The following is a 24919-nucleotide window of genomic DNA, read 5'->3' on the forward strand; positions in this document are numbered from 1 at the left end:
ACACCATGTCCCCAGCAGCTACCAAGAGTCTGGCCGTCGCCCTGGCCAGCGCCATTGCGCTGTCCGCCTGCGCCACCGGCGGCTCGTATGTGCAGCGCGACCAGTACGGCGATCAGACCCAACAGCAGAACCGCACCGGCCGCAATGCGCTGATCGGCACCGCCATTGGTGTCGCTGCAGGGTTGCTCACCGGCGACAGCGCCACCGAGCGCCGTCAGCACGCGATGGTCGGCGCCGGTATCGGCGCGTTGAGTGGTGCGGCCGTGGGTCAGTACCAGGATCGTCAGGAGCGCGCACTGCGCGAGCGCACCGCCAACACCGGTATCGAAGTGCAGCGCCAGGGCGACAACATCACCTTGAACCTGCCGGATGGCATCACCTTCGACTTCGGCAAGTCGGCGTTGAAGCCGCAGTTCTACAGCGCGCTCAATGGTGTGGCGTCTACGTTGCGCGAGTACAACCAGACCATGGTGGAAGTGGTCGGTCATACCGACAGCGTCGGCAGCGATGCAGTGAACCAGCGTCTGTCCGAAGAACGCGCCGGCGCAGTTGCGCAATATCTGACCGCGCAAGGCGTGCAGCGCGAGCGCATGGAAACGATGGGTGCCGGCAAGCGTTACCCGATCGCCGACAACAACACCGATGCCGGTCGCGCACAGAACCGTCGCGTGGAAATCCGTTTGATTCCGCTGCGCTCCGAGGGCACTGGTAACAACACGGGTATGCGTTGAGTTTGACGCAGTGGATCGTGGCGAGTCGATTGACGAAACCGCGTTTTTTGCGTTAAAGATCTTGTTGATCAAGAGCGGCTGATCTGCGGGTTTGCTGCAGGGCCCTTGCCCGCCCACCGTCGCGGGACACGCCGCAAGTACGTCCCTGTAGGCTCTTACGCGGCATCCATGCCGCGTAAGGTCCCGCGACGGTGGGCGGGCAAGGACCGGTCGAGATGGTCGGTGTGCATGTTTTCAATAAATCAACTTGCCAACTGCCTGGCGGGTGCCGTGCCCTCAACCGACTCGGCTTGTGACTTGGAATTTGATTGCATCTAAACGACGCTACGAATCGACATCTCGATTGTCTTGTAGTGACTGAACAGTGCGGATAGATCATTTGCAGAGCGGCTGATCTGCGGGTTTGCTGCAAGGGCCGGTCGAGAGTGTCGGTGTGCATGGTGCAAGCAATGCACGATGCGTATTGTTCGGATAACGGTGAGTTCGGTCAGCTTTCCAACGCAAGCCGAGCACCAACAAGCTTTTAAGAAAGCAACCGACTAACTCTCTGGTGCGGTGTCATCACCGATTGCGGGACCGTGTGGCGGCATGGATGCCGCCACCGAGCCTACACGGACGTACTTGCGGCGTGTCCCGCGAGCGGTGAGGGCACCGCGCCCTCGACTGACTAGGCTTTTGACCTGTAGCTAGGCCTTTGACCTAAATGTTGACTGCATCCAAACGTGCAACCGTACCCTCATCCGCCCTTCGGGCACCTTCTCCCGGAGGGAGAAGGGTTACTCCGTTGGGCGGCTGCTTGATTCGGTATTACGCGGTGACGTTTTCCAGGATGCGCTTGCCTTCGGCGCGCAATTTCGCCTCTGTGACCACCTCCACCTTCGCATCGTTGTCTGCTTTCTGCGCTGCCAGACGCGCCGGGCACTGCGCCATCATGTAGTCGGCGTCGAAGTTCATCCGGGTGACCAGAAAGTCCACGAAGGCGCGCACTTTCGGCGAGACCAGACGGCCGCCGGCAAACACTGCGTTGAAGTCGACCTCCGGGCCTGTCCAACCAGCGAGCACGCGGCGTACCAGGCCAGATTGCACGAACGGTTTGGCCATTACATCGCCAGTCAATAGCAGGCCTTCGCCGCAGAGTACTGCACCGTTGAGCGCGGCGGGATCGTTGGCCACCATCAGCGGATTGACCGGAAAGTCGCGCACGTCGCTGCCGTCGCTGAGCGACCAGAAGAAGCGGTTGTTGTGCACGTTGCGGTTCTTGCGCAGTGCCAGCGTGCGATGGAATTGCAGCTCGTCCGGATGCAGCGGTTCGCCATAGCGTTCGATATAGGACGGGCTGGCGAAGACCTGCGTGCGCAGGCTGCCGAGTTTGCGTGCGACCAGATTCGAATCCGGCAGCGCACCGACACGCAGCGCCAGATCGGCTTCGCCGCCGATCAGGTCCAGCTTCTCGTTGCCCAGGTGCATGTCCAGCTGGATCTCCGGATATTGCGCATGGAATTCGCCCAGCAACGGTGCGATCCAGGTAATACCCAGCGAGTAGGGCACGGTAAAGCGCAACCAGCCGCGCGGGCCTGACTGCAATTGCCCGACCGCGCTTTCGGCCTCTTCCAGTTCGCGGGCGATGCGTTGGCAATGTTCGTGATAGACCGAGCCGGCCTCGGTCAGGCCGATCCGGCGCGTGGTCCGATGCAGCAGGCGCGCGCCGAGCCGGGTTTCGAGTTCCTGCACCTTGCGACTGACGGTGGTCTTGGGCAGACCGAGCGCGTTGGCGGCGGCGATGAAACTACCTTGCTCGACCACCTTGACGAAGATCAGGGTGTCGTTGAGATCGTGGATCATGGGGTGCCTTCCAGGGGGTCAGGAGGATTGGACCGCTTACGGGACGATTATTCCCCTAAATCAGGACTAATCAAGTCCTGCTTTGAGGCCTAACTTGTACGTCATCCCCTCCATGCAGGAGCACGGCCATGTGGTTGTGCGACGTTTTCGGTTTGTCCTCCACCTCACGCGACGCGATTGAAGGTGCCTTCGATCCAGTGATTTCGTCGGCGAAAAGCCCGCGCGCCAGTGTTTCGCGTACGTTTGCAGCGTCACCGAAGCGTCAGGCCGGCGGTGCGCCGGCCAAACGGACTGGACTGCCGGCGCGCTGGATGCAGAGCGGAATTGTCCCGATGTCGGGAGTGAAAGTCCCATGACCGGGATGGTTCAATCCGAGACGGCTGTCATCGGTGGCGCGGGCAATGTGGGCGCCGGTATCGTCGCCGCGCTGCTCGACGCCGGCATGCGGGTACTCGTGATTGGACGCGATGCTGCCAAGCTCGATGCGCTACGCGCGGAGCACGGCAACTCTCCCCTGTTGGACACCCTGCAAGGCTCGGTGGCCGACGACACCTCCGCGCAGGCGCTGGCGACCGAACTGGCGCAGCGGCCACGTCCGCTGGCCGCAGTGATCGCCAGCCTTGGCAGCCCGCTCAAGGCCGGCCGCTTGCTGGACCGCCAGGTCACCACGTTGCGTCGCCGCCTGGAGCGCGACGTGCTGCCGCATCTGGCTGCTGCCCGCCATCTGTTGCCGCTGCTCAGTGAGACCGATGGCGGTGGCCGCTATCTGTTGCTCGGTAGCCCGCTGCGCGCCTGGGCAGCGCATGGCGATATCTCCATTGCCGCTGCGGCGACCCGCATGCTCGCGCAGGTGTTGCACGAAGAAGCCAAGCCGCTGGGCGTGCGTGTCCACCTGCTGTCGATCGAGCAACCGGTGTGTACGCCCGGCCGTGCCAAGGATGCGTGTCCGGAGTGGATCCGCGCCGTGGATGTCGGTCGCGCCGCCGTGTCGTTGATCGTCGGGCCTGGCCAGCCCGGACAAGCTGTCGTGACCGTCAGTCGTCGCTTGCACGCCGCTCCATCGGCCGACCGGCTGGCTGGTCTGCATTTCCCCATCCCCACCCGAGAGATTTCCCCATGACCCCGAACGCCACCCCGTTCCGTTTTCCCTTGCGTACCGTATTGACGGGCGCCGTACTGGCGGTCGTGTTGGCCGGTTGCGGCAGCAAGGCCGCCGAAACCGGTGCACCGCCGCCGCCCAGCGTCAGCGTCGCCCCGGTGCTGACCAAGGAAATCAGCCAGTGGGACGAGTTCAGCGGCCGCATCGAGCCGGTGGAAAGCGTCGAGCTGCGCCCGCGCGTGTCCGGCTATATCGACAAGGTCAACTATGTCGAAGGCGCCGAAGTGAAGAAGGGCGATGTGCTCTTCAGCATCGATGACCGCAGCTACCGCGCCGAATTCGCGCGTGCCAATGCGGCGCTGGTGCGTGCCCGCACGCAGGCCAACCTGGCCCGCAGCGAAGCGGCACGTGCGCGCAAGTTGTCCGAGCAGCAGGCCATTTCCACCGAAACCTGGGAGCAGCGCCGCGCCGCTGGCGACCAGGCCGATGCCGAGGTGCTGGCCGCGCAGGCCGCGGTGGATACCGCCAAGCTCAACCTGGACTGGACCCGCGTTCGCGCACCGATCGACGGCCGCGCCGGGCGTGCGATGGTCACTGCCGGCAACCTGGTCACGGCCAGCGACAGTGCCAGCGTGCTGACCACGTTGGTGTCGCTGGACAAGATGTTCGTCTACTTCGATGCCGACGAAGGCACTTTCCTGCGCTATTCGCAGATGACCCGCGATGGCGAGCGTCCGGACGCGCGTGGCGGCGAGTTGCCAGTGCGCATCGGCCTGGTCGGCGAGCAGGGGTTCCCGCATGCCGGACGCGTGGATTTCCTGGATAACCAGGTCACCCGCAGCACCGGCACCATTCGCGTGCGCGCGGTGCTGGACAACGCGCAGCGGCAGTTCACGCCGGGCCTGTATGCCCACGTGCAACTGCTGGGCAGCGGCCAGTTCAAGGCCATGCTGGTCGACGAAAAAGCCGTGCTGACCGACCAGGACCGCAAGTACGTCTACGTGGTGGAGAAGGACGGCAAGGCGCAGCGGCGCGATGTGGAGCTCGGCCGCAATGCCGATGGTCTGCGCATCGTGCGCAAGGGTCTGGCCGTTGGCGACCGCGTGGTGGTCGACGGCGTGCAGAAGATCTTCATGCCCGGCATGCCCGTCGATGCCAAGACCGTGGCAATGGTCCCCGCGTCGGACAAGCGCACCGCGTCGAACTGATTCATCGCTGCATCGCACCCATGAGCACCGGTCTTTTTAAAAGGCCGGTTCGGGGCCGCTGTGCCGCGCCGCCACCTGGCGGCAACCTCTTTCAGGACCACCCCAATGGACTTTTCCCGTTTTTTCATCGACCGGCCGATCTTTGCCGCGGTGCTGTCGATCATCATCTTCGCTGCCGGCCTGATCGCCATGCCGCTACTGCCCATCAGCGAGTACCCGGAAGTGGTGCCGCCGAGCGTGCAGGTGCGTGCGGTGTATCCGGGCGCCAATCCCAAGGTCATCGCCGAGACCGTCGCCACGCCGCTTGAGGAAGCCATCAACGGCGTGGAAGACATGATGTACATGAAGTCGGTCGCCGGCTCCGATGGCGTGCTGGTGGTCACCGTGACCTTCAAGCCGGGCACCGATCCGGACCAGGCGCAGGTGCAGGTGCAGAACCGCGTCAGTCAGGCGCAGGCGCGTCTGCCCGAGGACGTGCGGCGCCAGGGCGTGACCACGCAGAAGCAGTCGCCTACGCTGACCATGGTCGTGCATCTGACCTCGCCCAAGGGCAAGTACAACTCGTTGTACCTGAGCAACTACGCTACCTTGAAGGTCAAGGACGAGCTGTCGCGCCTGCCGGGCGTGGGGCAGATCCAGATCTTCGGTGCAGGCGATTACGCCATGCGCATCTGGCTGGACCCGGACAAGGTCGCCGCACGCGGGCTCACCGCCAGCGATGTGGTCTCGGCGATCCGCGAGCAGAACGTGCAGGTCTCCGCCGGCCAGCTCGGTGCCGAGCCGATGCCCAACAAGAGCGATTTCCTGCTGTCGATCAATGCGCAGGGCCGCCTGACCACCGAAGAAGAGTTCGGCAACATCGTGATCCGCAGCGGCAACAGCGGCGAGATCGTGCGCCTGTCGGATGTGGCACGTCTGGAGCTGGGCGCCGGCAACTACACCTTGCGCTCGCAGCTGGACAACCAGAACGCGGTGGGCATGGGCGTGTTCCAGTCGCCCGGTGCCAACGCGATCGAATTGTCCGATGCGGTACGCGCCAAGATGGCCGAGCTGGAAAAGCAGTTCCCGCAGGACATGGCGTGGTCGGCTGCGTACGACCCGACCGTGTTCGTGCGCGACTCGATCAGCGCGGTGGTGCATACCTTGCTGGAAGCGGTGCTGCTGGTGGTACTGGTGGTGATCCTGTTCCTGCAGACCTGGCGCGCCTCGATCATTCCGTTGCTGGCGGTGCCGGTGTCGGTGGTCGGTACGTTTGCCGCGCTATACCTGCTGGGTTTTTCGATCAACACGCTGAGCCTGTTCGGCCTGGTGCTGGCGATCGGCATCGTGGTAGACGACGCGATCGTGGTGGTGGAAAACGTCGAACGCAACATCGAAGAAGGCCTGAGCCCGTTGGCCGCTGCGCATCAGGCGATGCGCGAAGTGTCTGGGCCGATCATCGCCATTGCGCTGGTGCTGTGCGCGGTGTTCGTGCCGATGGCGTTCCTGTCGGGCGTGACCGGCCAGTTCTACAAGCAGTTCGCGGTGACCATCGCGATCTCCACGGTGATTTCGGCGATCAATTCGCTGACCTTGTCGCCGGCGCTGGCGGCGATGTTGCTCAAGGCGCATGACGCACCGAAGGATGGTCCGTCGCGCTTGATCGACCGGTTGTTCGGCTGGTTGTTCCGTCCGTTCAATCGCTTCTTCAATACCAGCTCCAACAAGTACCAGGGCGCGGTGTCGCGTGCATTGGGCAAGCGCGGTGCGGTGTTCATGGTGTATGTGCTGCTGCTGGTGGCCACCGGTTTCATGTTCAAGGTGGTGCCGGGCGGCTTCATTCCGACCCAGGACAAGCTGTACCTGATTGCCGGTACCAAGTTGCCGGAAGGCGCCTCGCTGGAACGCACCAACGAGGTGATCCGTCAGATCAGCCAGATCGCGATGCAGACCGAAGGTGTGGATCACACGATTGCGTTCCCGGGTCTGAATCCGCTGCAGTTCACCAACACGCCCAACACCGGCACGGTCTTCATTACGCTCAAGCCGTTCAGCCAGCGCAGCCGCAGCGCCGTGCAGATCAATGCCGAGCTCAATGCACGCATCAGCCAGATCCAGCAGGGCTTCGCGTTCGCCTTCATGCCGCCGCCGATTCTGGGACTTGGGCAGGGCTCGGGCTACTCGCTGTACATCCAGGACCGTGCCGGTCTGGGCTATGGCCAGTTGCAGAGTGCGGTCAATGCGATGTCCGGTGCGATCTCGCAGACGCCGGGCATGCAGTTCCCGATCGGCACGTATCAGGCCAACGTGCCGCAGCTCGATGCCAAGGTGGATCGCGACAAGGCCAAGGCGCAGGGCGTGCCGCTGACCAATCTGTTCGACACCCTGCAGACCTATCTGGGTTCGGCCTACATCAACGACTTCAATCGCTTCGGTCGCACCTATCAGGTGATCGCCCAGGCCGATGGACAGTTCCGCGACAGCGTTGAAGACATCGCCAACCTGCGCACCCGCAACGATCGCGGGCAGATGGTGCCGATCGGCAGCATGGTCACGCTGGGTCAGACCTACGGCCCGGATCCGGTGATCCGCTACAACGGCTACCCGGCCGCCGATCTGATCGGCGAAGCGGACCCGCGCGTGCTGTCGTCCACCGAAGCGATGCAGACGCTGACCGGGATGGCGCCGAAGGTGTTGCCCAACGGCATGAACATCGAGTGGACCGACCTGAGCTATCAGCAGTCCACGCAGGGTAACTCGGCATTGATCGTGTTCCCGATGGCGGTGTTGCTGGCGTTCCTGGTGCTGGCCGCGTTGTACGAGAGCTGGACGCTGCCGCTGGCGGTGATCCTGATCGTGCCGATGACCTTGCTGTCTGCCTTGTTCGGCGTGTGGCTCACCGGCGGCGACAACAACGTGTTCGTGCAGGTGGGCCTGGTGGTGCTGATGGGCCTGGCGTGCAAGAACGCGATCCTGATCGTGGAGTTCGCCCGCGAACTCGAGATGCACGGCAAGGGCATCGTCGAAGCCGCGCTGGAAGCCTGCCGCCTGCGTCTGCGCCCGATCGTGATGACCTCCATCGCCTTCATCGCCGGCACCGTGCCGCTGGTGTTCGGCCATGGCGCCGGCGCCGAAGTGCGCTCGGTCACCGGTATCACCGTGTTCGCCGGCATGCTGGGTGTGACCTTGTTCGGCCTGTTCCTGACCCCGGTGTTTTACGTGGCCCTGCGCAAGTGGGTGACCCGTGGCGAACAACCCGCCGCGCCGGCTGCTGTCTCGCATGAACCCGTCAAGGCGTAAGCGCCGCGGTGCATTCCTTACATTCGAAGGATTTTGAAATGAGCAACAGCAAAATTGCACTGGTCACCGGTGCCACCCGCGGTATCGGTCTGGAAACCGTCCGGCAATTGGCCCAGGCCGGCGTGCACACGCTGCTGGCCGGCCGCAAGCGCGATGACGCGGTCGCTGCCGCACTCAAGCTGCAGGCCGAGGGCCTGCCGGTGGAAGCCATCCAGCTCGACGTCAACGACGACATCAGCATCGCCGCCGCAGTGGGTACGGTGGAACAGCGTCACGGTCACCTGGACATCCTGATCAACAACGCCGGCATCATGATCGAGGACATGCAGCGCACCCCGTCGCAGCAGAGCCTGGACGTGTGGAAGCGGACCTTCGACACCAACCTGTTCGCGGTCGTCAGCGTCACCAAGGCGTTCCTGCCGCTGCTGCGTCGTTCGCTGGCCGGGCGCATCGTCAATGTGTCCAGCATGCTCGGCTCGCTGACCCTGCATACCCAGCCCGGCTCGCCGATCTACGACTTCAAGATTCCCGCCTACGACGCCTCCAAGAGCGCGGTCAACAGCTGGACGGTGCATCTGGCCCACGAGTTGCGCGACACCGCCATCAAGGTCAACAGCGTGCATCCGGGCTACGTCAAAACCGATATGAACGCTGGTAACGGTGAGATCGAAGTGGAGCAGGGCGCGCACAGCAGCGTGCAGATGGCGCTGCTCGACGCACACGGCGCCACCGGCAGCTTTACGTACTTGGGAGACGTGTTGCCATGGTAAGGACATTCTTGAGCGTGGCACTGGCCGCGCTGGTGCTCAGCGGTTGTGCGGTCGGCCCGGATTACCGGCCCGACCCGCCCGCCGCAGTGACGCTGCAGGGCGCGCAGGACACGGCCTACAGCACCGCATCGCCGGTCGGTAACTGGTGGTCGCAGTTCGACGACCCTGTACTGGAACAGCTGGTGCGCGATGGGTTGTTCGCCAACCACGATCTGCGCATCGCCGTATCGCGCGTCAAGCAGGCACGTGCCGTGTTCGTCGAACGTCGTCTGGACCAGGCGCCGCATATCACCGCGCAAGGCACCTTCGACCGGCGCGAACAGCAGCAGGTGATCGCCGGCAATCAGCGTTTCCTCACCGAACAGACCACCCTGGGTCTGGATGCGGCCTGGGAGCTGGATCTGTTCGGTCGTCAGCGGCGTGCGTCGGAAGCGGCACGTGCCGATCTGGAAGCCGAGCAAGCCGGTTTGCTCGACGTGCAGGTCACGGTTGCAGCCGAAGTGGCCCGCAATTATTTCGAGTTGCGTGGCACGCAGAAGCAGCTGGATGTCTCCAAGCGCACGCTGACCAACCTGCACGACACCCAGCGGCTGACGCAGACGCGTTGGGACCTGGGCGCCGGCAGCGAGCTGGATGTGCAGAGCAGCCTGGCGCGGCTGAAGGCGATCGAGGCGGATATTCCGTTGCTGGAAACCGCCGAGGCGCAATACCGCCACCGTCTGGCCGTGTTGCTCGGCCAGGCGCCGGACGCGCTGGATGCCACCCTGGTACCGCGCACCACGCCCGCGTTCGCACGTGCGTTACCGTTGGGCGACACCGCCGGGCTGCTGCGTCAGCGACCGGACGTGCGCAGTGCCGAACGACGCCTGGCGGCAGCCACCGCGCAGGTGGGCGTTGCGACTGCTGACCTGTTCCCGCGCATCAGCGTGAGCGGCTTTGTCGGTTTTCTGTCCGGCGATGCGGCCAGGCTGACCGAGGGCAGTGGCAAGGCCTGGTCGATCACCCCGTCGATCAGCTGGGCAGCGTTCGACTTCGGCACCGTGCGTGCGCGCCTGCGTGCCAGCAAGGCGCAGGCCGAAGGCGCGTTGGCGCAATACCAGCAGGCCGTGTTGCTGGCGCTGGAAGACACCGAGAACGCACTGATCGGCTACGGCCGCCAGCAGGCGCGCCTGGCGATCGTGGTGGAGCAGGCCAATGCCGCACGGCGTGCCGAACAGTTGGCGCAGATCCGCTACCGCGAGGGCTCGGAAGACTTCCTCACGCTGCTGGATGCACAACGCACCCAACTGGCCGCAGACGATGCGTTGGCACAGGCCGAAGCGGCAGTGAATGTTGGTGTGGTCGGTGTCTACAAAGCGCTGGGCGGCTGGAAGCAGGGCGAAGCGCCTGCGGTACCGGTGGCTGTGGTCAATCGTTGAAGCGGGCATGCGGGGCGGCCAAGGTGTCGCCCCGCAACCGCTGGGTCAGTCGGCAACCCGCACGCTATCGCGGCCGCCGTTCTTGGCCAGATACAGCGCCGCATCGGCGCGTGAAAACCAGTCCTGCCAATGCGTCTCGCCATCGTGGCGGGCCGCACCCAGCGACACCGTGATACGTCCACCCGGGCCGCGCAGGCCATTGCGAATGACCTTGCGCAGGCGCTCGGTCGCCGCTTCCAGTTCCTGCAGCGAGCCGGCGCGCAGCAACACCACGAATTCTTCGCCGCCGAAGCGGAACACCTGATGCGGATCGCGTACCTCGTAGCGCAGGATGGTGGCCAGATCCGATAGCGCCGCATCGCCTGCAGCATGCCCGTACAGATCGTTGACCTCCTTGAAATGATCCAGGTCCAGGATGATCAGGCTGTTGAGCCGATCATGCGGTTGCCGCTGATCGATCTGATGGGTGAGCGCACGTTCGAGCATGCGTCGGTTGGGCAGGCCGGTCAGCGCATCCAGCGAGGCCAGCTCTTCCAGATGCACGCGGTCGTCCTGCATGCGCAGCGAAAACGCATAGCCCACCGTCAGCGTCACTAAGGTCACCACGATCGTCGACACGCCTTGACCGGGGCTGACGATCAAACCGGGTAGCAACAACAATGCCGCGAGCAACGGCAGGCTGAGCAGCACTGCACGTTGCGGCCCGCATAGAAAATAGTTGGTCGCCAGCACCGGAAACAGCCAGGGCAGTGCGCCATCGCCGCCGGTCCAGCACGCCACCAGACAGCCGCCGACATTGATCGATGCCAGCCACACCCCGCCCGCACGGGTGCGTTCGGCATCGCGCATCTTCCAGCCACGCCATATCGCAAGCACACCGAGCGATGCGGTGATCAGGCAGGCCAGCGCCTGACCGGTGATGGCCAGGTACACCGCATAGAGGCAAAGCAACAGCGCAGTGATTGGCCCGAGCATCTTCACGATGCCGAGGCGGAAATCCCGCCGCAGGTGGAGGATCACAGGGAAGGTTCTATAGGAGTCGGCATCATTATCGGCTGCGCACCGTGGAAATTGAGCGTGCAGTGCCGCTGCATCGGGTAGGAAGATGAAGCATTGCAGGGCAGGACTTCGCACCTTGTTGACGGCCTTGCCGCAACCGTATCCGCTTTGCCATTGGAGTCTGCCATGCCTACCCGCGAAGAACTCGAGACGCGCCTGGATGCGTTGCAGGATGCATTGCCGCAGCTGTCGGCCGATGAAGATGCGGATTTCGACTATCTCGATTTCCAGGCACGCGCCGAAGCCCTGCTGAGCAGCGTCGAGCCCGAAGAAGCCGCCTATGTGCGGACCCGCGTCGATGCAATGCTTGCCGGTGCCGGCCTGATTCCAACCGACAAAGACGGGCAGGGCTGCGTTTGAGTCTTGCTCTGCATGTTTGGCAATACGAGGGTACGGCAATCAGGTAGGCGCGACCCGACCGCGAGGCGGCATCTGCGGATCGCATTCCTGGCGACGGTGCGCCTTGTCGCAGCTGATCGACGATTACAATGCGGCAGTCGAAGCGCCCGCGCTCACCACCTGATTGCGCCCAGCCTGTTTGGCCCGGTAGAGCGCCTCGTCCGCACGCCGCAGCAGCTGCGTTGCATTGCCCGCATGCTCGGGGAAGCTGGCCGCACCAAACGATGCGGTGATCTTGGGTAGCGATACCCCGTCGGCCATGACCTGCAAGGCCTCGATGCCCACGCGCAACTTCTCGGCCATCCTGCTGGCGGTGGGTAGATCCACTTCCGGCAGGATGATGGTCAATTCTTCGCCACCATAGCGGCAGCAGATGTCTTCGCCGCGCATCTGCGTCAGCAGGAATTCGCCAATCGCCGCCAGCACGCGATCGCCACCACTGTGCCCATGCAGATCGTTGAACTGTTTGAAATGGTCCACGTCCAGCATCAATACCGACAACGGCAGCGCCCGACGCGTGCAGCGTGCCAGTTCGTGGTTGAGCGCCTCTTCCAGATAGCGGCGGTTGTACAGGCCGGTCAGCGGGTCGCGGATGGATTGCTGACGCAGCGTCTCGCGCAAACGCAGGTTGTGCAGCGCCAGCGACAGTTGTTCTGCGGCCGCTTCGGCCACGGTCAACGACGTCAGTTCGCGCGGATCCTCGCTGCGCAACGCCAGCATGCCCAATTGCGTGCCCTGCGCCGATAACGGAATGCAGACCGTGCTCGCATGCGCCGGAAGATTGGCGCCGGCATGTTGGCAGACCATGCCCTGACTGATGTCCTCCACCACATGCGTGCGATCGCGACGTAGCGCCCAACAGTCGTGCGGCGCAATGCTGGCACTGTTGTCGTCGGCCATCGCGCCCCAGGCGACCACCGGCTCGGCGCGATCGCGCGAGGCGCGCAGCAGGTAGACCGCGCCAGAGGCACCGGGGATCAACGGCGCAATCGTGCGCGCGGTGATTTCCAGCGCTTCTTCGGCATCGCGACAGTTCTGCAGCAGCCCCGAATAGCGCGACAGCGCCTCCAGCCCGGCGGAAGTGCGTTCGAGTGCGGCGAACGACTCCACCAGTCGCTCGCTGGTGCTGCTGGCCTCGTCCTCGGCACGCACGCGTCGTTCCAGTTCGCGCGACAGCAGGCGGTAGGCAAGCAACATCACCAACAGTCCGCTGATGATGCCGATCACTGTGACGCGCAGCACCCACTGCGCGCTGGTCTGGTTGGTCTCGGTACGCGTCACCAACTGGCGGCGTTCCAGCTCGGTCATGGTCTGCACCTGGCGACGCAGCGTGGAGGAGGTCTGAAACACCCCGCGCGCAATCGAAGCACGTGCGCCATCCAGGCCGCTTGCGCGGTAGCTGTGCAACAGGTCGTTGATCTGCACCAGGCGCGTGTCCATCAATCGCCGCAGCAGCACGACATTGCGCTCCTGCGCCGCGTTGTCCTGCACCAGCGCTTCCAGGCGCACGATGCGTTCGGGCAAGCGCCCGATCGCATCGGCATACACGCCCAGAAATGCCTCGTCATCGGTCAGCACATAGCCACGCACAGACGACTCCGCCGACAGCATGCCGGCCTGGATTTCATCGATGGCGGCGATCACTTCCTGCGTATGCGTCACCCAGCCTGCGTCGGAGAGCGAACGTTGCGTGGTGAAATAACCGCCCACACCGATCAGCACGAAGATCACCCCGCCGAGCAGTAGAGCCCCGGCAGCATGGCGTTTTGCTTTTTTGGTCAACACCGTGTTCCCCAACACTGATCGTCTGGTAGAGGTTGATGCAAAGCGCGTGCCTATGCTTCACCTCGTTTGACCGCTCGTTCAGAATTCCGGTAGTGACAGTGAGGCGCGTGCCGAGAACGGTGTGTCGATATCGCCTGGCACGTTGGCGCCGCCAACACGTCTTGGTCACTCGTTGAATGCTGCTGCCCATCGATTGTGCTGGTGCTCGGCCCCACAGCTCCCGCGCTGATGTCCCGGATTCTGTGTGGTGCGCATACAGCACACGTCTGCCTGCAGCCACGACGCTGGCACGAGGTTTGCTCCTACTGCATCAAGATGCTGGGGAGTGTCTCCAGAGGAGCGTGAGATGGAAGAGTCCAACAAGAGCGCCCTGGTCCTGCTGCAGCAAGAAGCCACCGAATTACTGCAGCTTTTCCACCGATTGCGCGGCGATGCCTTGCCCGCAGAGGCGAGCTCGCCACAGATCGCGGTCGCGCCGACCCTGGCCACCGAACAGGCGGGTCACGTCACAATCTGACGCAATGCGCAGCGCAGGGCGCGGCGCTTCATCGGATGGGCCGTCGATCCGACGACTTTGCAGCGCCCATGAAAAAGGCCGGGAACCCTCTGCATCGAGAGCCCCGGCCTTGGTCGGTCGTCTTAGGACCGTTGTTTGGTGGAGGTGGGCGGAGCCTGAAGACGCCCCTACGCAAGCCATTGACCCTAAAGCATTTCGGGCCTTCCAGCTGAGCCTGCTTTGATACCTCAAATGATACCTAAAGTCAGAGCTGAGTGAGTAGGGGGCGCTGCTGATCAGGTGCAGCGAGCGGTCGGCTGCACCGCTTGATCGGTAGCCCCCCTGAGATGGCTGCTCAGCAGTCCAGCTTGCTGTCGCGTCTTGGCTTGCCGCACTCCAAGACCGCCTAAGGGGCTAGGGATAGACCAAGTCCACGGCTGCTGACAGCGGCTCGCGCAAAGCGAGGCCGCAACCTTGACCACCAGTTGCCTCCGGCGATAGTGCTGCCCCCGCACTCGGTTTGAGAGGTTGATCGGTCCGCGCTGTCGTCGTTTTCGGAGCTCAATCGAAGCTCCAAGAGAGGCAAAGCAGCGCGCAGCCGGTTCGTTGTTGATGCGTATCCCTCAATATTTGTCGCGTTCGTTGCCCTCCGGTCGATGGTCCTTTCGGCAGCGGGTTCCCACTGATCTACAACCGCTGCTCGGCTTGCAGGCGATCAAGCGCACCTTGCATACGACCGTTTTGGAAGAGGCGCAACTGCGCGCTGCCACCTTGGCATCGCACTACGAGCGGCTGTTCGCGCGGTTGCGGGACGACGGGTTAGATCGACGCGGTCAGGCAGACGCTTCCGCATTGTTGGCATCCGCCTCTGCTGCAATACCCTTCCGCAACCTGACCTTGCATCGAACCAGGACGCCAGACGGGACTGTGCATGAGCGCTGGCAAATCGACAGCACCAAAGGCGTGAGGCTGTTTCGAGAACTCCACGAAGGCCTCGGCTCGGAAGGCGAACGACCCGTCGCGCTGCCGGCGTCGCCACTGGCCATCGCAGCGTATGCCACCAAGCTCGGCTCGACCCTTGAGCCAATGACGCTTGGGAAGGCGCGACATGCGTGGTTGGCGACCTTGAAGGGACGCACCTTGCCCAAGACCTATGTCATCAAGAAGTCGGCCATCCAAGCATTGGTGGACTACCTGGGTGAGAAGACGAAGATCCATACGATCACGCGGTCAGACCTAGCTCGCTGGTATCAGCAGATGCGGAAGGAAGGTGCGTCCACGCCAACGCTGACGAACAAGCAGAGCTACATGGGCGGGAAGGGAGGATTCTTCGATTGGGCCATGGTTTCGGGTCACTACCCACAAGGCGATAACCCGGCCAAGGGTCATGTGAGCTATTCGGCAAGGGAACGGCGGGCTCGACGGAAGCTTGGGTTTAAGGCTTTTGATCGTGAGCAAATCCAGGCAATCTTCTCGCCGGTCAACTTCCCCAGGCTTTCTCCAAATGCCCGCTGGGCAGCGCTCATTGGCCTTTACACGGGAGCCAGAGCCTCTGAGGTCGGGCAGTTGTTGGTGGCGGATGTGTTCAACGAGGAGAACATCCCTTGCATCCGGATTTCAGATGAGGGAGAGCACCAGAAGGTCAAAACCGAGGTAAGCCTGCGCACGGTGCCAATCCATCCCGAGCTGTTGGCGCTTGGATTTTGGGAATGGTTTGATAACCGAAAGGCTGCTGGCCACAAGCGCTTGTTCCCGCACGCCAAAGCAGATGCCATGAACGGGCAGGGGAACTGGATCACGAAGGCGTTTAGCCGCTACCTGGACGAGATCGGCAAGGACTGGCCTAAGGCCAAGCGTGGGTTCCATTCGTTGCGAAAGACTTTTATCCAGGAGCTTCAAGGCATGGGAGTGTCGTCAGAGCTGCGCGCACAAATCGTGGGCCACGAGCTGGATGATGAGCATCATGTGACTTATAGTCGGGCCTTTACTGTTGCAGAAAAATTGAATGGCACGGCGAAGCACTCGCCAGGACTGTCAGTCATTGAATACTCAATTAAACTTTCTTAAAAGGATTTTTACATGGGCGGTTCTAGTAAGACGCCTGCGCAGTTTTGCGAAGAAATCAAGGAAGGGTGGCGCGACCTGTTATTGGACCAAAAAAACAACCATCCAGGGCATGACCTAAAATACATTAGCGCGGCTGTGTTGATCGCTTTCTCCTGCGCTGCGGTAGGGCTTGTGGGTAAGATTTTCTTCCAGCAGCACTGGCTCTTCTTCTTCAATTTTATGCTGGGAGGATTGATTGTTGTTCAGGCATTGGTCGGGCTATGCAAAAGTCTCAAAAATCATGTCCTATGGGTGTCTCTTATGTTCGCGGCGTCCGTGTTCGTCTTCGTGCTTTCCATTATTCTCGCATAAATCATTTTATATACTTAAAATAAAAAATAATTGCCATGGTGGGTATGTAGAGGGCGGCGAGGGAGATTGCAGCAAAAGCAACGAAATTCTCCAATTTTTTAGTTGTATTTTTCATTAAATATTATCCTATTTTTTCAACTTATACGCTTACCATAGATAATTTAATTGTCAATACTTTTATTGCTCTATTGCCATCTCGCCAATTCGTTGTGGCTTAACATGGTGCATTTCCATTGGATTTCTATATTAATTGGGTGCAGGCTGCTAAATTTTATCAATAGTCTTAGTAAATCTGAGTTGGCTGATTAATTCATTGGCATGAGGCCGATGTGATTTACGGAATTTACATCTGCCGTCAAACGCAGCGAGTTCGATTGCCGGGCGATATCAAAGAGAAGTAGATAGTGTCCTGCCATGTCTTCAATAGTGGCTAAGCCATAGCGGCGAAGAATGTCCGGGACGTGACTCGCATGGATGGATATACGGAAGTCGCTATCAGCAGGTCCAAAGTTCGAGTAATAGCAGCTGCCGCGTGTCCAGAAGCGAAGAGGACGCACAACCCCCCAGAACCCATGCCATCGCTGTGTATGGCGCTCCACGTTTGCATCTTCGAAGCGCACGAAAGCGTCATGGACAGCCATCTCTGTGCGATCCTGGGCCGTGTAGTCCTGGTCGCTTCGACGATCCCTTGCTTTATCCATAGACACCCCCTGTCTTGACCTACATGCTTTCAAGGGTTGTGGCAGTAGTCAAGCTGTTCAAGTTGAGGAGGCCCGACCGGCCTCATGCCCTCCCGATATCCAAAAAAGACAGAAGTCGCTGCGGAGCAATACGATAGAATGGTAGAGCTTGTCGACAGATCGCCGTGCGGCTTTATTGCAATAGATTTCTCACGAATAATTTGCTAATCAACTGATTGGAACAGTCCTGAATGACAACCGCGTCTTTGAGTGCCCTCGCCGCTGCTAAAGAGAAATTGGCAGAAGAAATTCGGAAGTTGGAAGAGCAGGAAGCTCAGCTACGCCAGCAGCAATCATCTGAAGCCTATTCAGAGATTGTCAAGTTGCTCGACCAATACACCGAGCATTTCAGTGCAAAGCAGAAGTCGGAGATTGCGGCTCTGATCGGTGCTGATGTGGCTAAGCCGAATAAGGCTGCTTCTACGAGAAAGGAAGTAGCGCCCAAGTATTGGTTGCCCCACAACCAAGAGACATGGTCAGGGCGTGGTCGTCCGCCCAAAGCCTTCACCATTTGGGAGGGAAGCGCGTCTTACAAGGAATGGAAAGCCAAGCACCCGGATGAGAAGTTTCCGGCTTTCCCAGGCTGAGTATTGCGATTGCCGAGGCAATGAGCGCCCGGAGTCTCTTCGGGCACTCATTTCCTACGTCTGCGGATTATTGGCTATTAGTTCGGCCACCACGCGTTGCTGGAAGTGTGCAAAAAGCCATTCCATCACCGCTGTTTGCGCGCCGAATCCTCTGGGGACTTTATCTGTCGACCTATTTATGATGCCTTGCAACGAAGCAGCACCGACGACTCAGGCCATGGAGGCGCCCGCCGGAACGTAAACCGAGATCTGGATTCGGCTATGCGCACCATAGGGTTCGTGCCCCCAGCCCCCCCACCGCACCAGTAGGCGCAACCCTGCGATCCGCGCCATCAGATCAAGTTCCGATGGCCAGACGTAACGCCGACGCTCAGTGAAGATGCGCGTGCCGTCCTCGCCCAGAACTACCACGCGCTGATCGAGGCGCTGTTGCACTGGGTCGGGTTGCGAGCACACCAGCATCACCGCGGCGCCGGTGCCCTGCGTCTCCGGCACGTCGATCACTTGGCTCACCTTTCCGCCGCTGTCGAACACTTCGGCGCCGGGCACTGCAGTCTGGATCACGAGCTTGCCATCTGGCGCCAAGCAGCGCGCTGCATTGATGATGCAGCGCAACTGCTCGGCCTGGGTGAGCAGATAGCCGAAGGAGGCCACCGCGTAGATCAGGCCGAATGGCCCAGTTAACGGCATGTCAGCAAAATCTGCGCAAACCAGTTGCAGCTGCTCGCTACCGGGTTTTGCACGCAATGCGTCCAGCATCGCCGGTGCGTTGTCGATACCAGCCACCGGCACGCCTCGCTGCGATAACGGCAGTCCGATGCGCCCGCTGCCGATGCCCAACTCCAGTGATGTTCGTCCATCAGCCAGTTCGGCTAGGGTTTGCACGCATCGCTGCAGCGCCTGCGCCGGCCAACGATCATGAAAGCTGTCGTAGAACACGGACATCCGATCATACTGGTGAGTGACAGGCATACACATCGCGCTCGCTTGCAAATCAACTCGACGATAACACGCGGTGATGGCTGCACTGCGGCGTTGGCGACAGAGGCTAGGTGCGCACAGTTCTTCGTATATCGCGACTTCTTTGCGCTATGCGGCTTGACTCAGGTAGCGCATAACCCGAGCATGAAACTGTATTTTCGATAATTCATGCAGAAATGCTCCGTAACCAGTCCTCTCTCCTATTCAAGGAAAATCTTCATGAAGCATTTTTTCAAAGCGCTGTCGCGTTGGATTCAGGTCATCACTGGCCGCAAGCTCGGCTATATTTACACATATTGACCATCCGCACCTGTTGCGGGAAAGGAGGTCTCTTTCTCGCAACCGAACACGTTAATGCATTGCTGGTGTGCTTTTATCTCCAGAATTCGTAACGTGCCAATTTTAGTCGCTGGCAACCTGCGATGCGCGCATGACTTCAGGTAGCAAGAGCGCTATCCCCCCGGGTCCGACCGGACACTGGGCATTCGGCAACCGGGGTCATTTTTCCGAAGATCCTTTGGCGTTCCTGCAAGACTGCGTTCGTAAACATGGCGATGTAGTCAAGGTTGCTAAACGAACCTATCTGCTCGCCGCACCGGCCGCGATCAGTACAGTTCTTGGCGACGACGGTGCGCTTTACGGCAAGGTCGATTCGGACCCGGGCGTGCGGCGCCCTGCATTTCCTGCTTCTGTGATGAACAGCACTGGCGCAGTCTGGCAGCATAAGCGGCGGGCGCTACAACCAGCCTTTCGTGCGACTTTGGTGCGCGACGCCGCAACACACGCATTGGTGGCCACCCGATCTTTATTGCGCGAGCGGGGCGAATCCTGCGCGATACAGGACATGCGCGCACTAATGACTGGGCTATGCGCGCAATTGGGCGCCGGCTTCCTGCTCGGTGATCCGGCACACGCACCAGACCTGCTGCTTATGTTGCCTATGGTCGATGCCATCTTGCAGCAGACCCGCCGTCAATCCATGGCTCCCTTGTGGTGGCCATCTACAAACCGGCATCGCTTGCGCCGCGCACGTGCGGATCTTGACATGGCATTGGACCGGATCCTGGCGCGAAGCATGCAGCGGCCGCCGCATGTAGCATCGGTCTTGGCGCTGCTGCTAGCCGAAACCGCACAAGGCGATGGAGACTGGCGCCGCGACGAAGCGGCGGCGATACTGATGTCGGCACTGGAGCCGATGTCTGCAGCGTTGACCTGGACCTTGTTGCTACTGGCTCAGCACCCGCAGATTGCCCAGGAGGTGGCGCAAGAAGCCAACGCACTGGACGATGCCGATGCCGCTTCAGGCACCAGCTTGCTCGATTGGTTGCCGCAAACGCGGGCCTGTGTGAAGGAGTCCTTGCGTCTATATCCACCGGCCTGGATAACCGCAAGGATTGCGCAACGCGACGCCACATTGAATGGCTTCCATGTCCCCTGCGGCACCCAACTGCTCGTCAGTTCATGGGTCGTGCATCGCGACGGGCGATATTTTTCCGATCCTGAGATTTTCCTGTCCGCACGCTGGCTTGACGATACCGCCACTCACTCGTTGGCGCGTTATAGCTACTTTCCTTTTGGAGGTGGCTCGCGCAGTTGCATCGGCAGCATGTTGGCGCTGACCCAGATGACCGTAGTCATCGCCACCATATTACGCACGTGCACCCTGCATCTGGCTCCTGACGCGCGGCCCTCGCCCTTTCCCGCTCTTGTATTGCGGCCACTTGATGTGCGTATCGCGCTGCGGCCACGAACGATACGCTCAGCCGCCCCGGCGCAGGCGCATGCCGCCACATCGTTTTTCGCTCCGGTATCGCCCGATGATTAGTCAGCAAGTTCGCAAGAAAACCCGGGAATATCCCAACCGATTTTTCGATTCCAGCGTATGGAATGATCTGGCGCTACGCGAGGGCGATATCGTGATCGCTAGTTACGCCAAAGCAGGCACGACCTGGCTGCAGCAGATCGTGGCCCAGCTAATTTTTGGCGGCGAACCGGACATTGATGTCTCGGCAATCTCCCCTTGGGTAGACAGCGTCTATCCGGACAAGGCGACCAAGCTCGCGCTGCTGAAGGCTCAGAGCCACCGGCGCTTCATGAAGACACACCTACCGGCCGATGCGCTGGTCACTAGTCCGCTCGCCAGATACCTTTACATCGGCCGCGACGGCCGCGACATAGCGCTGAGCCTGTACGACCATCAATGCGCGGTGAGCCAGGATGCGCAGGCACGCCTGCACGCTAATGGGGGCAAATCCGGCAAGTTGCGTGTGGTGCCGCCGCCGAGCCTATCGCGCGATGCCTACGTGGCGCGCTGGCTGGAATACGACGGGGCTCCGTTCTGGCCATTATGGGAAAACGTGCGTTCGTGGTGGGAACGAGGCGAGGATGCGAACGTGCTGCTACTACACTACGCCGACATGCTCGATGACCTGCCCGGCCAAATCCTCCTCATCGCCGCTTTTCTCGGCATTCCGATCTCTTCAGACAGGTGGGCTGCGACTGTGGCGCACTGCCGCTTCGACTATATGCGTCAGCATGCGGCACGTTACGTGCCGCAGGGTGCCGGTTTGTGGCGCGAAGGCGGCAAGGCGTTTTTCAACCAGGGCCAAGTCGGCCGCTGGCGTAAGGTCTTGCCGGCTGAGTTAAATAACGCCTACTCCCGGCGAGCAGACGCGGAGCTAGGTGTGGACGTAGCGCAATGGCTAGCCCATGGCCAGGCACGAACGTCGTGAGTCTCCAGCTCATTGGAGCCGGCCTTGGTCGTACGGGCACTCTTTCGCTAAAGCTGGCGATCGAGCGGCTCGGTGTGGGCCGGTGCTATCACGCGATGGAATTGGCGGCGAACCTGCGTCAGGACTTGCCGCAATGGGAGGCGGCGATCGATGGGCACCCTGACTGGGACGGGCTTTTCGCTGGCTATGCGGCGACCACCGACTATCCCGGCTGCTGTTTTTGGATGGAACTGGCCGCGCGTTTCCCGCACGCCAAGGTGATCCTGACCGTCCGTGATCCTGACGCTTGGTTCGAGTCGGTAAGCGCCACTATTTTCTCAGGCAGCGACAGCGTACCGTCGCTATTTGGCGCCCATGGCCAGCGCCTGAGTCAGTTCCTGCGCCGCGATCTGTGCGCTCGCCTCGGCGAGCGCGCCTTCATGACTGACTACTTCCGGCGCTGGAACCAGGCTGTGATCGAGCATATACCGGCGCCGCGACTGCTAGTGCTCAACACCGATGCCGAATCGAGCTGGGAACGACTGTGCGCATTCCTGGAGCGGCCAGTGCCGGCGCTTTCCTATCCGCGCGTCCATATGCGGGGCGTCGGCGTGCCAGCGCGTCGACTGCCGACGGAGCCGGATCTGATCGAACACTGCATGCGCACCTATCTAGACCGGCTTGCCGAGGAAGCATTTGCGCCGCCAACGGGCAGATGAGCGGCGGCATGAATATGAATCCAGGCCGCAATAGAAGCAGTCCTGCACGGTGCGGGCGTGCATATTCGCTCGCTCGAGGTGATGTGCAACATCATCCGAATTTTCGGATGCGACCGCAGCGCAGTCGCTTCATTGACAAGATAAGTTGCTTCTCAGCAAATAATATTATCAAGCGGCACTGGCATATTCGCGATAAATATGTGAATCGCGCATCATCATGACCGTCGCCATTTCTTGTGAGCTTTCACGGTCATGACGCAGCTCATCGAAGCGAAGGCAATCACGTCGAAATATGCTGAGTTCGTCGAACGACGGATCGACGAAATTTTGGCTTGGCATGGGCTAACAGACGCGGAAGGCGAGGGCTGAGGTCAGGCGGTGGTTAGGCCGTGCTTACCGAGCCTGTGCTCGACACATAGCACGCAGCCATCCACTGCTTGGCGTAGTCATACGCAGCGCTTCGATCAGGGAAGGCAACACTGGGGACTGGGTAGCGGTAAAGCGTGATGCCGCCGGGCCTGGAAATTAGGAGCTCTGGTAGGAACTTCCCGTCAGACGGGGTGATATGGGCTGTGAGCAGGTAATCGCCCACGTGCCGAATAGCAGTAACGCCCAAGACTGATTCTCCTCGATGGCGCTATACGCCTCTGCTTGTCTGACACGACCGTCAAGAAACCGGCCGCCAGGACCCGCCTTGGTTACACGTCATCATGGCAGAAAAGGGTTCAAAACACTGTCGGGGACAGGCGGAGTAGACTGTAGGTATTTTCCTAGCCAGATCCGAGCCCAAGAAGTTGGACTCTTCAAAGCAGAGAATTCCAGATAGCCGGAGTGTCGCCTGGATCACGGGCTAGCACAGTCGTCTTGTAGACCAGGGCAACGACGAGGACCACGCGGAATTGGTATCGCTTATTCGTCAACAACATCAGGTCCAGATGGCTCAATGTTTGGAGCAGCATCAAAGCTCAGCTGAGTCGCTCAAAGTCACGCGCGCCGATGCGCGATCATTGGTTGGGCCCCGTGACTGGTCATCTGGTGAAGGGAGATGACGTCCAAGTTTTGGAGGCGGCAGGGAAGTGGCGACGCGTGCAGTCAGTCGATGAGGAAGGAAGGTTCTTCATTGGATGGATGCTCAATAAGCACCTACGTCACCTACCTGTTGAACCTTAATCTCTCAGTCCAAGATGTTGGAAAAAAAGGTAAGCGTTTTGGCTTGACAAAGGTCTACCGCGCTTTGCTGTCGGATTGGGGAAGGACAACGGAAACAGGCCGCTTGCCATCCGAGGCTCGGGATGCGCCAGGCCAAAAGGCGATAGCGCCAGCAGCACAGCTGCCTCTTTCGCATTGGACTTCGATTTTCCCGGAGTTACCAGGGTGAATTGCTGCCGCAGCTGTTGCTACCGCTAAGCTTCCGACCAAATACCAGTAGAGGTTCACCGATTGCTTCCTGGCGAGCAGCACAGACAGAGAGAAGAGAGCGGCAAAGAAGCCTGCTCCGAGAAGCGCTTTAAGCCAAGTTTCCAAGAAAAACGGCGCTCGCCCGAGACCAGAGAAAGCGTAGGCGGCAAGGACTGAAAACGTCAGCCAAGCCGCCGCAGCGATGGCGAAGGCCGCCCCTGCTTTTTTGTGTCCACGCCAAGCTAAATCCGCTTGCAGCACAAAAAATGCTAACAGCAGAATTGGGGCTACTGCGTAGCCAAGCAACCCAACCTGGTTTCGAGTCACCAGAAAAAGCGCCGAGCAAGCCAGCGTGCCAAGGAGCAGAACTGCTTCACGGGAGCGCAGGCTAAGCCTGCGCTCCCTGATACGGACTATGCTCATTATTTGACTTGGACCACATCGCCGACAAGGACGGTTCCGCTACCTACGCTCACTGTGCCTCCAGAAATGGTCGCTGCGCCGCTTGACGTAAGCCAGTCTATCCCGCGCTGGTAGTCAGGTCGAGATGCTGCGTCCGGGCTCTCGTAGGAACTGTAATCGACGTTGATAGGCTCGTTGCTAGAAGTCCCAATGAGATTGCCTGCGGAATCGTAGGCTTCAACGTAAACAATGGCTCGCTTGGCGGAATCGTAGGCGAAAATCGCCCTGCTTTTATCGTTGAACGTGGTGTCGATGCGAATGCTGTAATCCTCCGAGCTCCTCCACTTGTAGGCGTTGGACAGAACCTGTTGGATGAAGAAGATGAAATTTTCGCCGGTGTTAGGCACTTGCCAATCGTTTGCTTCAAGCCACTGTATGACCTGTTGACGCGTTGCGCCTTCCCGACGCACGTCAAATGCACTAGCGAATGCTGATTGGTCTGCTGCAGGTGCAGCCATCTTCCTGACTGAGCTGGGTGTGACAGTTCCATTAGCTAAGTCGATCTTCACGTTGAGCGTGCCGATGTTTCCGTAGCTCCGATAAACGGATGAGTAGATGGCGAACTGGTCGACATCTGCCTGTGCCACGGGTCGCTCTTGAATCCCGGGCGGGGCCACAGAGACGGGGCCGTTTACAGTATTGACCGTGTAGAGGTAGGGAACGCCAGTCGTGCGGTCACCGATGTAGGCTTGGCCGAGACCAGACGTCAGCTGATTTGCAAGAGCTCCTCGCTGGGCCTGCGTGCAGGAATCACAGAAGTGGATGTCATTTGCAGTGGCTTGTCCAATAAATCCTGCGAGCATTAGGCTGCCGAACA

At 60.7% G+C, this 24919-nt stretch carries 22 protein-coding genes; 15 read left to right on the top strand and 7 right to left on the bottom strand.

The genetic code is table 11. From position 1 onward, the window contains the following. Positions 1-5 precede the first annotated feature (5 nt). Positions 6-731: a YiaD family glycine zipper/OmpA-like lipoprotein gene (locus NYR97_RS16650; RefSeq protein WP_180315857.1), complete on the top strand. Its 726-nt coding sequence runs from the start codon at positions 6-8 to the stop codon at positions 729-731. 807 nt (positions 732-1538) lie between these two features. Here NYR97_RS16650 and NYR97_RS16655 read toward each other — a convergent pair. Further along, positions 1539-2573, bottom strand: a complete 1035-nt coding sequence (locus NYR97_RS16655) for an XC_2801 family transcriptional regulator (RefSeq protein ID WP_023903516.1) — start codon at positions 2571-2573, stop codon at positions 1539-1541. Positions 2574-2701: 128 nt separating this feature from the next. Here NYR97_RS16655 and NYR97_RS16660 point away from each other — a divergent pair, with 128 nt between their 5' ends. The 6 genes from NYR97_RS16660 to NYR97_RS16685 all read left to right on the top strand — a co-directional run bounded on the left by NYR97_RS16660 (position 2702) and on the right by NYR97_RS16685 (position 10347). Next, the gene (locus tag NYR97_RS16660; protein ID WP_316694751.1) at positions 2702-2929 is read left to right on the top strand and encodes a hypothetical protein; all 228 of its coding nucleotides are present in this window, start codon (positions 2702-2704) and stop codon (positions 2927-2929) included. Then, entirely contained in the window at positions 2926-3693 is a 768-nt protein-coding gene (locus tag NYR97_RS16665) for an SDR family NAD(P)-dependent oxidoreductase (protein ID WP_316694752.1), read from the top strand. The genes NYR97_RS16660 and NYR97_RS16665 overlap by 4 nt, the downstream gene beginning before the upstream one ends. Next, complete coding sequence (locus NYR97_RS16670) at positions 3690-4880, top strand: efflux RND transporter periplasmic adaptor subunit (RefSeq protein ID WP_205391895.1); 1191 nt, start codon at positions 3690-3692, stop codon at positions 4878-4880. Before NYR97_RS16665 ends, NYR97_RS16670 begins: the two co-directional genes overlap by 4 nt. Before the next feature lie 105 nt (positions 4881-4985). Next, positions 4986-8159, top strand: a complete 3174-nt coding sequence (locus tag NYR97_RS16675; protein ID WP_316694753.1) for an efflux RND transporter permease subunit — start codon at positions 4986-4988, stop codon at positions 8157-8159. A 38-nt stretch (positions 8160-8197) separates the two neighbouring features. After that, positions 8198-8929: an SDR family oxidoreductase gene (locus NYR97_RS16680; RefSeq protein ID WP_205391893.1), complete on the top strand. Its 732-nt coding sequence runs from the start codon at positions 8198-8200 to the stop codon at positions 8927-8929. Next, positions 8923-10347 carry an efflux transporter outer membrane subunit gene (locus NYR97_RS16685; protein WP_316694754.1) on the top strand — a complete coding sequence of 475 codons (1425 nt, stop codon included), beginning with the start codon at positions 8923-8925 and terminating at the stop codon, positions 10345-10347. The genes NYR97_RS16680 and NYR97_RS16685 overlap by 7 nt, the downstream gene beginning before the upstream one ends. Before the next feature lie 45 nt (positions 10348-10392). Here NYR97_RS16685 and NYR97_RS16690 read toward each other — a convergent pair whose 3' ends face one another. Further along, a complete protein-coding gene (locus tag NYR97_RS16690; protein WP_205391891.1) occupies positions 10393-11367 on the bottom strand; it encodes a diguanylate cyclase in 975 nt (324 codons plus the stop codon). A gap of 93 nt (positions 11368-11460) precedes the next feature. On the opposite strand from NYR97_RS16690, the gene NYR97_RS16695 reads away from it, so the two are divergent. Further along, on the top strand, positions 11461-11766 hold the full coding sequence (locus NYR97_RS16695) for a hypothetical protein (protein ID WP_205391890.1): 306 nt from the start codon (positions 11461-11463) through the stop codon (positions 11764-11766). A gap of 123 nt (positions 11767-11889) precedes the next feature. Here the strand turns inward: NYR97_RS16695 and NYR97_RS16700 are convergent, their stop codons facing one another. After that, positions 11890-13590, bottom strand: coding sequence for a sensor domain-containing diguanylate cyclase (locus tag NYR97_RS16700; protein ID WP_316694756.1), 1701 nt, complete (start codon positions 13588-13590; stop codon positions 11890-11892). Positions 13591-13936: 346 nt separating this feature from the next. Between NYR97_RS16700 and NYR97_RS16705 the strand changes: the two genes are divergently transcribed. From NYR97_RS16705 to NYR97_RS16715, 3 genes are all read left to right on the top strand, one after another. Next, positions 13937-14107, top strand: a complete 171-nt coding sequence (locus NYR97_RS16705; RefSeq protein WP_316694757.1) for a hypothetical protein — start codon at positions 13937-13939, stop codon at positions 14105-14107. Positions 14108-14698: 591 nt separating this feature from the next. Further along, positions 14699-16153 carry a DUF6538 domain-containing protein gene (locus NYR97_RS16710; RefSeq protein ID WP_316694758.1) on the top strand — a complete coding sequence of 485 codons (1455 nt, stop codon included), beginning with the start codon at positions 14699-14701 and terminating at the stop codon, positions 16151-16153. A gap of 12 nt (positions 16154-16165) precedes the next feature. Further along, positions 16166-16504 carry a hypothetical protein gene (locus tag NYR97_RS16715; RefSeq protein ID WP_316694759.1) on the top strand — a complete coding sequence of 113 codons (339 nt, stop codon included), beginning with the start codon at positions 16166-16168 and terminating at the stop codon, positions 16502-16504. Between the two features lie 305 nt (positions 16505-16809). On the opposite strand, the gene NYR97_RS16720 is transcribed toward NYR97_RS16715, so the two are convergent. Next, positions 16810-17145, bottom strand: coding sequence for a hypothetical protein (locus NYR97_RS16720; RefSeq protein WP_316694761.1), 336 nt, complete (start codon positions 17143-17145; stop codon positions 16810-16812). Positions 17146-17435: 290 nt separating this feature from the next. Between NYR97_RS16720 and NYR97_RS16725 the strand changes: the two genes are divergently transcribed. Beyond that, positions 17436-17831 carry an H-NS histone family protein gene (locus tag NYR97_RS16725; protein WP_316694763.1) on the top strand — a complete coding sequence of 132 codons (396 nt, stop codon included), beginning with the start codon at positions 17436-17438 and terminating at the stop codon, positions 17829-17831. 210 nt (positions 17832-18041) lie between these two features. On the opposite strand, the gene NYR97_RS16730 is transcribed toward NYR97_RS16725, so the two are convergent. Next, complete coding sequence (locus tag NYR97_RS16730; RefSeq protein ID WP_228329254.1) at positions 18042-18776, bottom strand: class I SAM-dependent DNA methyltransferase; 735 nt, start codon at positions 18774-18776, stop codon at positions 18042-18044. A 466-nt stretch (positions 18777-19242) separates the two neighbouring features. On the opposite strand from NYR97_RS16730, the gene NYR97_RS16735 reads away from it, so the two are divergent. Genes NYR97_RS16735 through NYR97_RS16745 form a run of 3 tightly spaced genes read left to right on the top strand, consistent with a single transcriptional unit; the run spans position 19243 to position 22242 of the window. After that, positions 19243-20637: a cytochrome P450 gene (locus NYR97_RS16735; protein WP_425613001.1), complete on the top strand. Its 1395-nt coding sequence runs from the start codon at positions 19243-19245 to the stop codon at positions 20635-20637. Next, positions 20630-21544 (top strand): sulfotransferase domain-containing protein, encoded by a 915-nt coding sequence (locus tag NYR97_RS16740; protein ID WP_316694766.1) that lies wholly within the window; start codon positions 20630-20632, stop codon positions 21542-21544. The genes NYR97_RS16735 and NYR97_RS16740 overlap by 8 nt, the downstream gene beginning before the upstream one ends. Further along, positions 21541-22242 (top strand): sulfotransferase family protein, encoded by a 702-nt coding sequence (locus NYR97_RS16745; RefSeq protein WP_316694767.1) that lies wholly within the window; start codon positions 21541-21543, stop codon positions 22240-22242. Before NYR97_RS16740 ends, NYR97_RS16745 begins: the two co-directional genes overlap by 4 nt. Before the next feature lie 1224 nt (positions 22243-23466). Here NYR97_RS16745 and NYR97_RS16750 read toward each other — a convergent pair. Together NYR97_RS16750 and NYR97_RS16755 are read right to left on the bottom strand one after the other, a co-directional pair. Beyond that, positions 23467-24063 carry a hypothetical protein gene (locus tag NYR97_RS16750; protein ID WP_316694769.1) on the bottom strand — a complete coding sequence of 199 codons (597 nt, stop codon included), beginning with the start codon at positions 24061-24063 and terminating at the stop codon, positions 23467-23469. Continuing rightward, positions 24063-24689 carry a hypothetical protein gene (locus tag NYR97_RS16755; protein ID WP_316698310.1) on the bottom strand — a complete coding sequence of 209 codons (627 nt, stop codon included), beginning with the start codon at positions 24687-24689 and terminating at the stop codon, positions 24063-24065. Before NYR97_RS16755 ends, NYR97_RS16750 begins: the two co-directional genes overlap by 1 nt. Positions 24690-24919: the final 230 nt, after the last annotated feature.

Origin of the sequence: Xanthomonas hydrangeae (genome assembly GCF_032697525.1) — a bacterium.
Lineage (GTDB): Bacteria > Pseudomonadota > Gammaproteobacteria > Xanthomonadales > Xanthomonadaceae > Xanthomonas > Xanthomonas hydrangeae.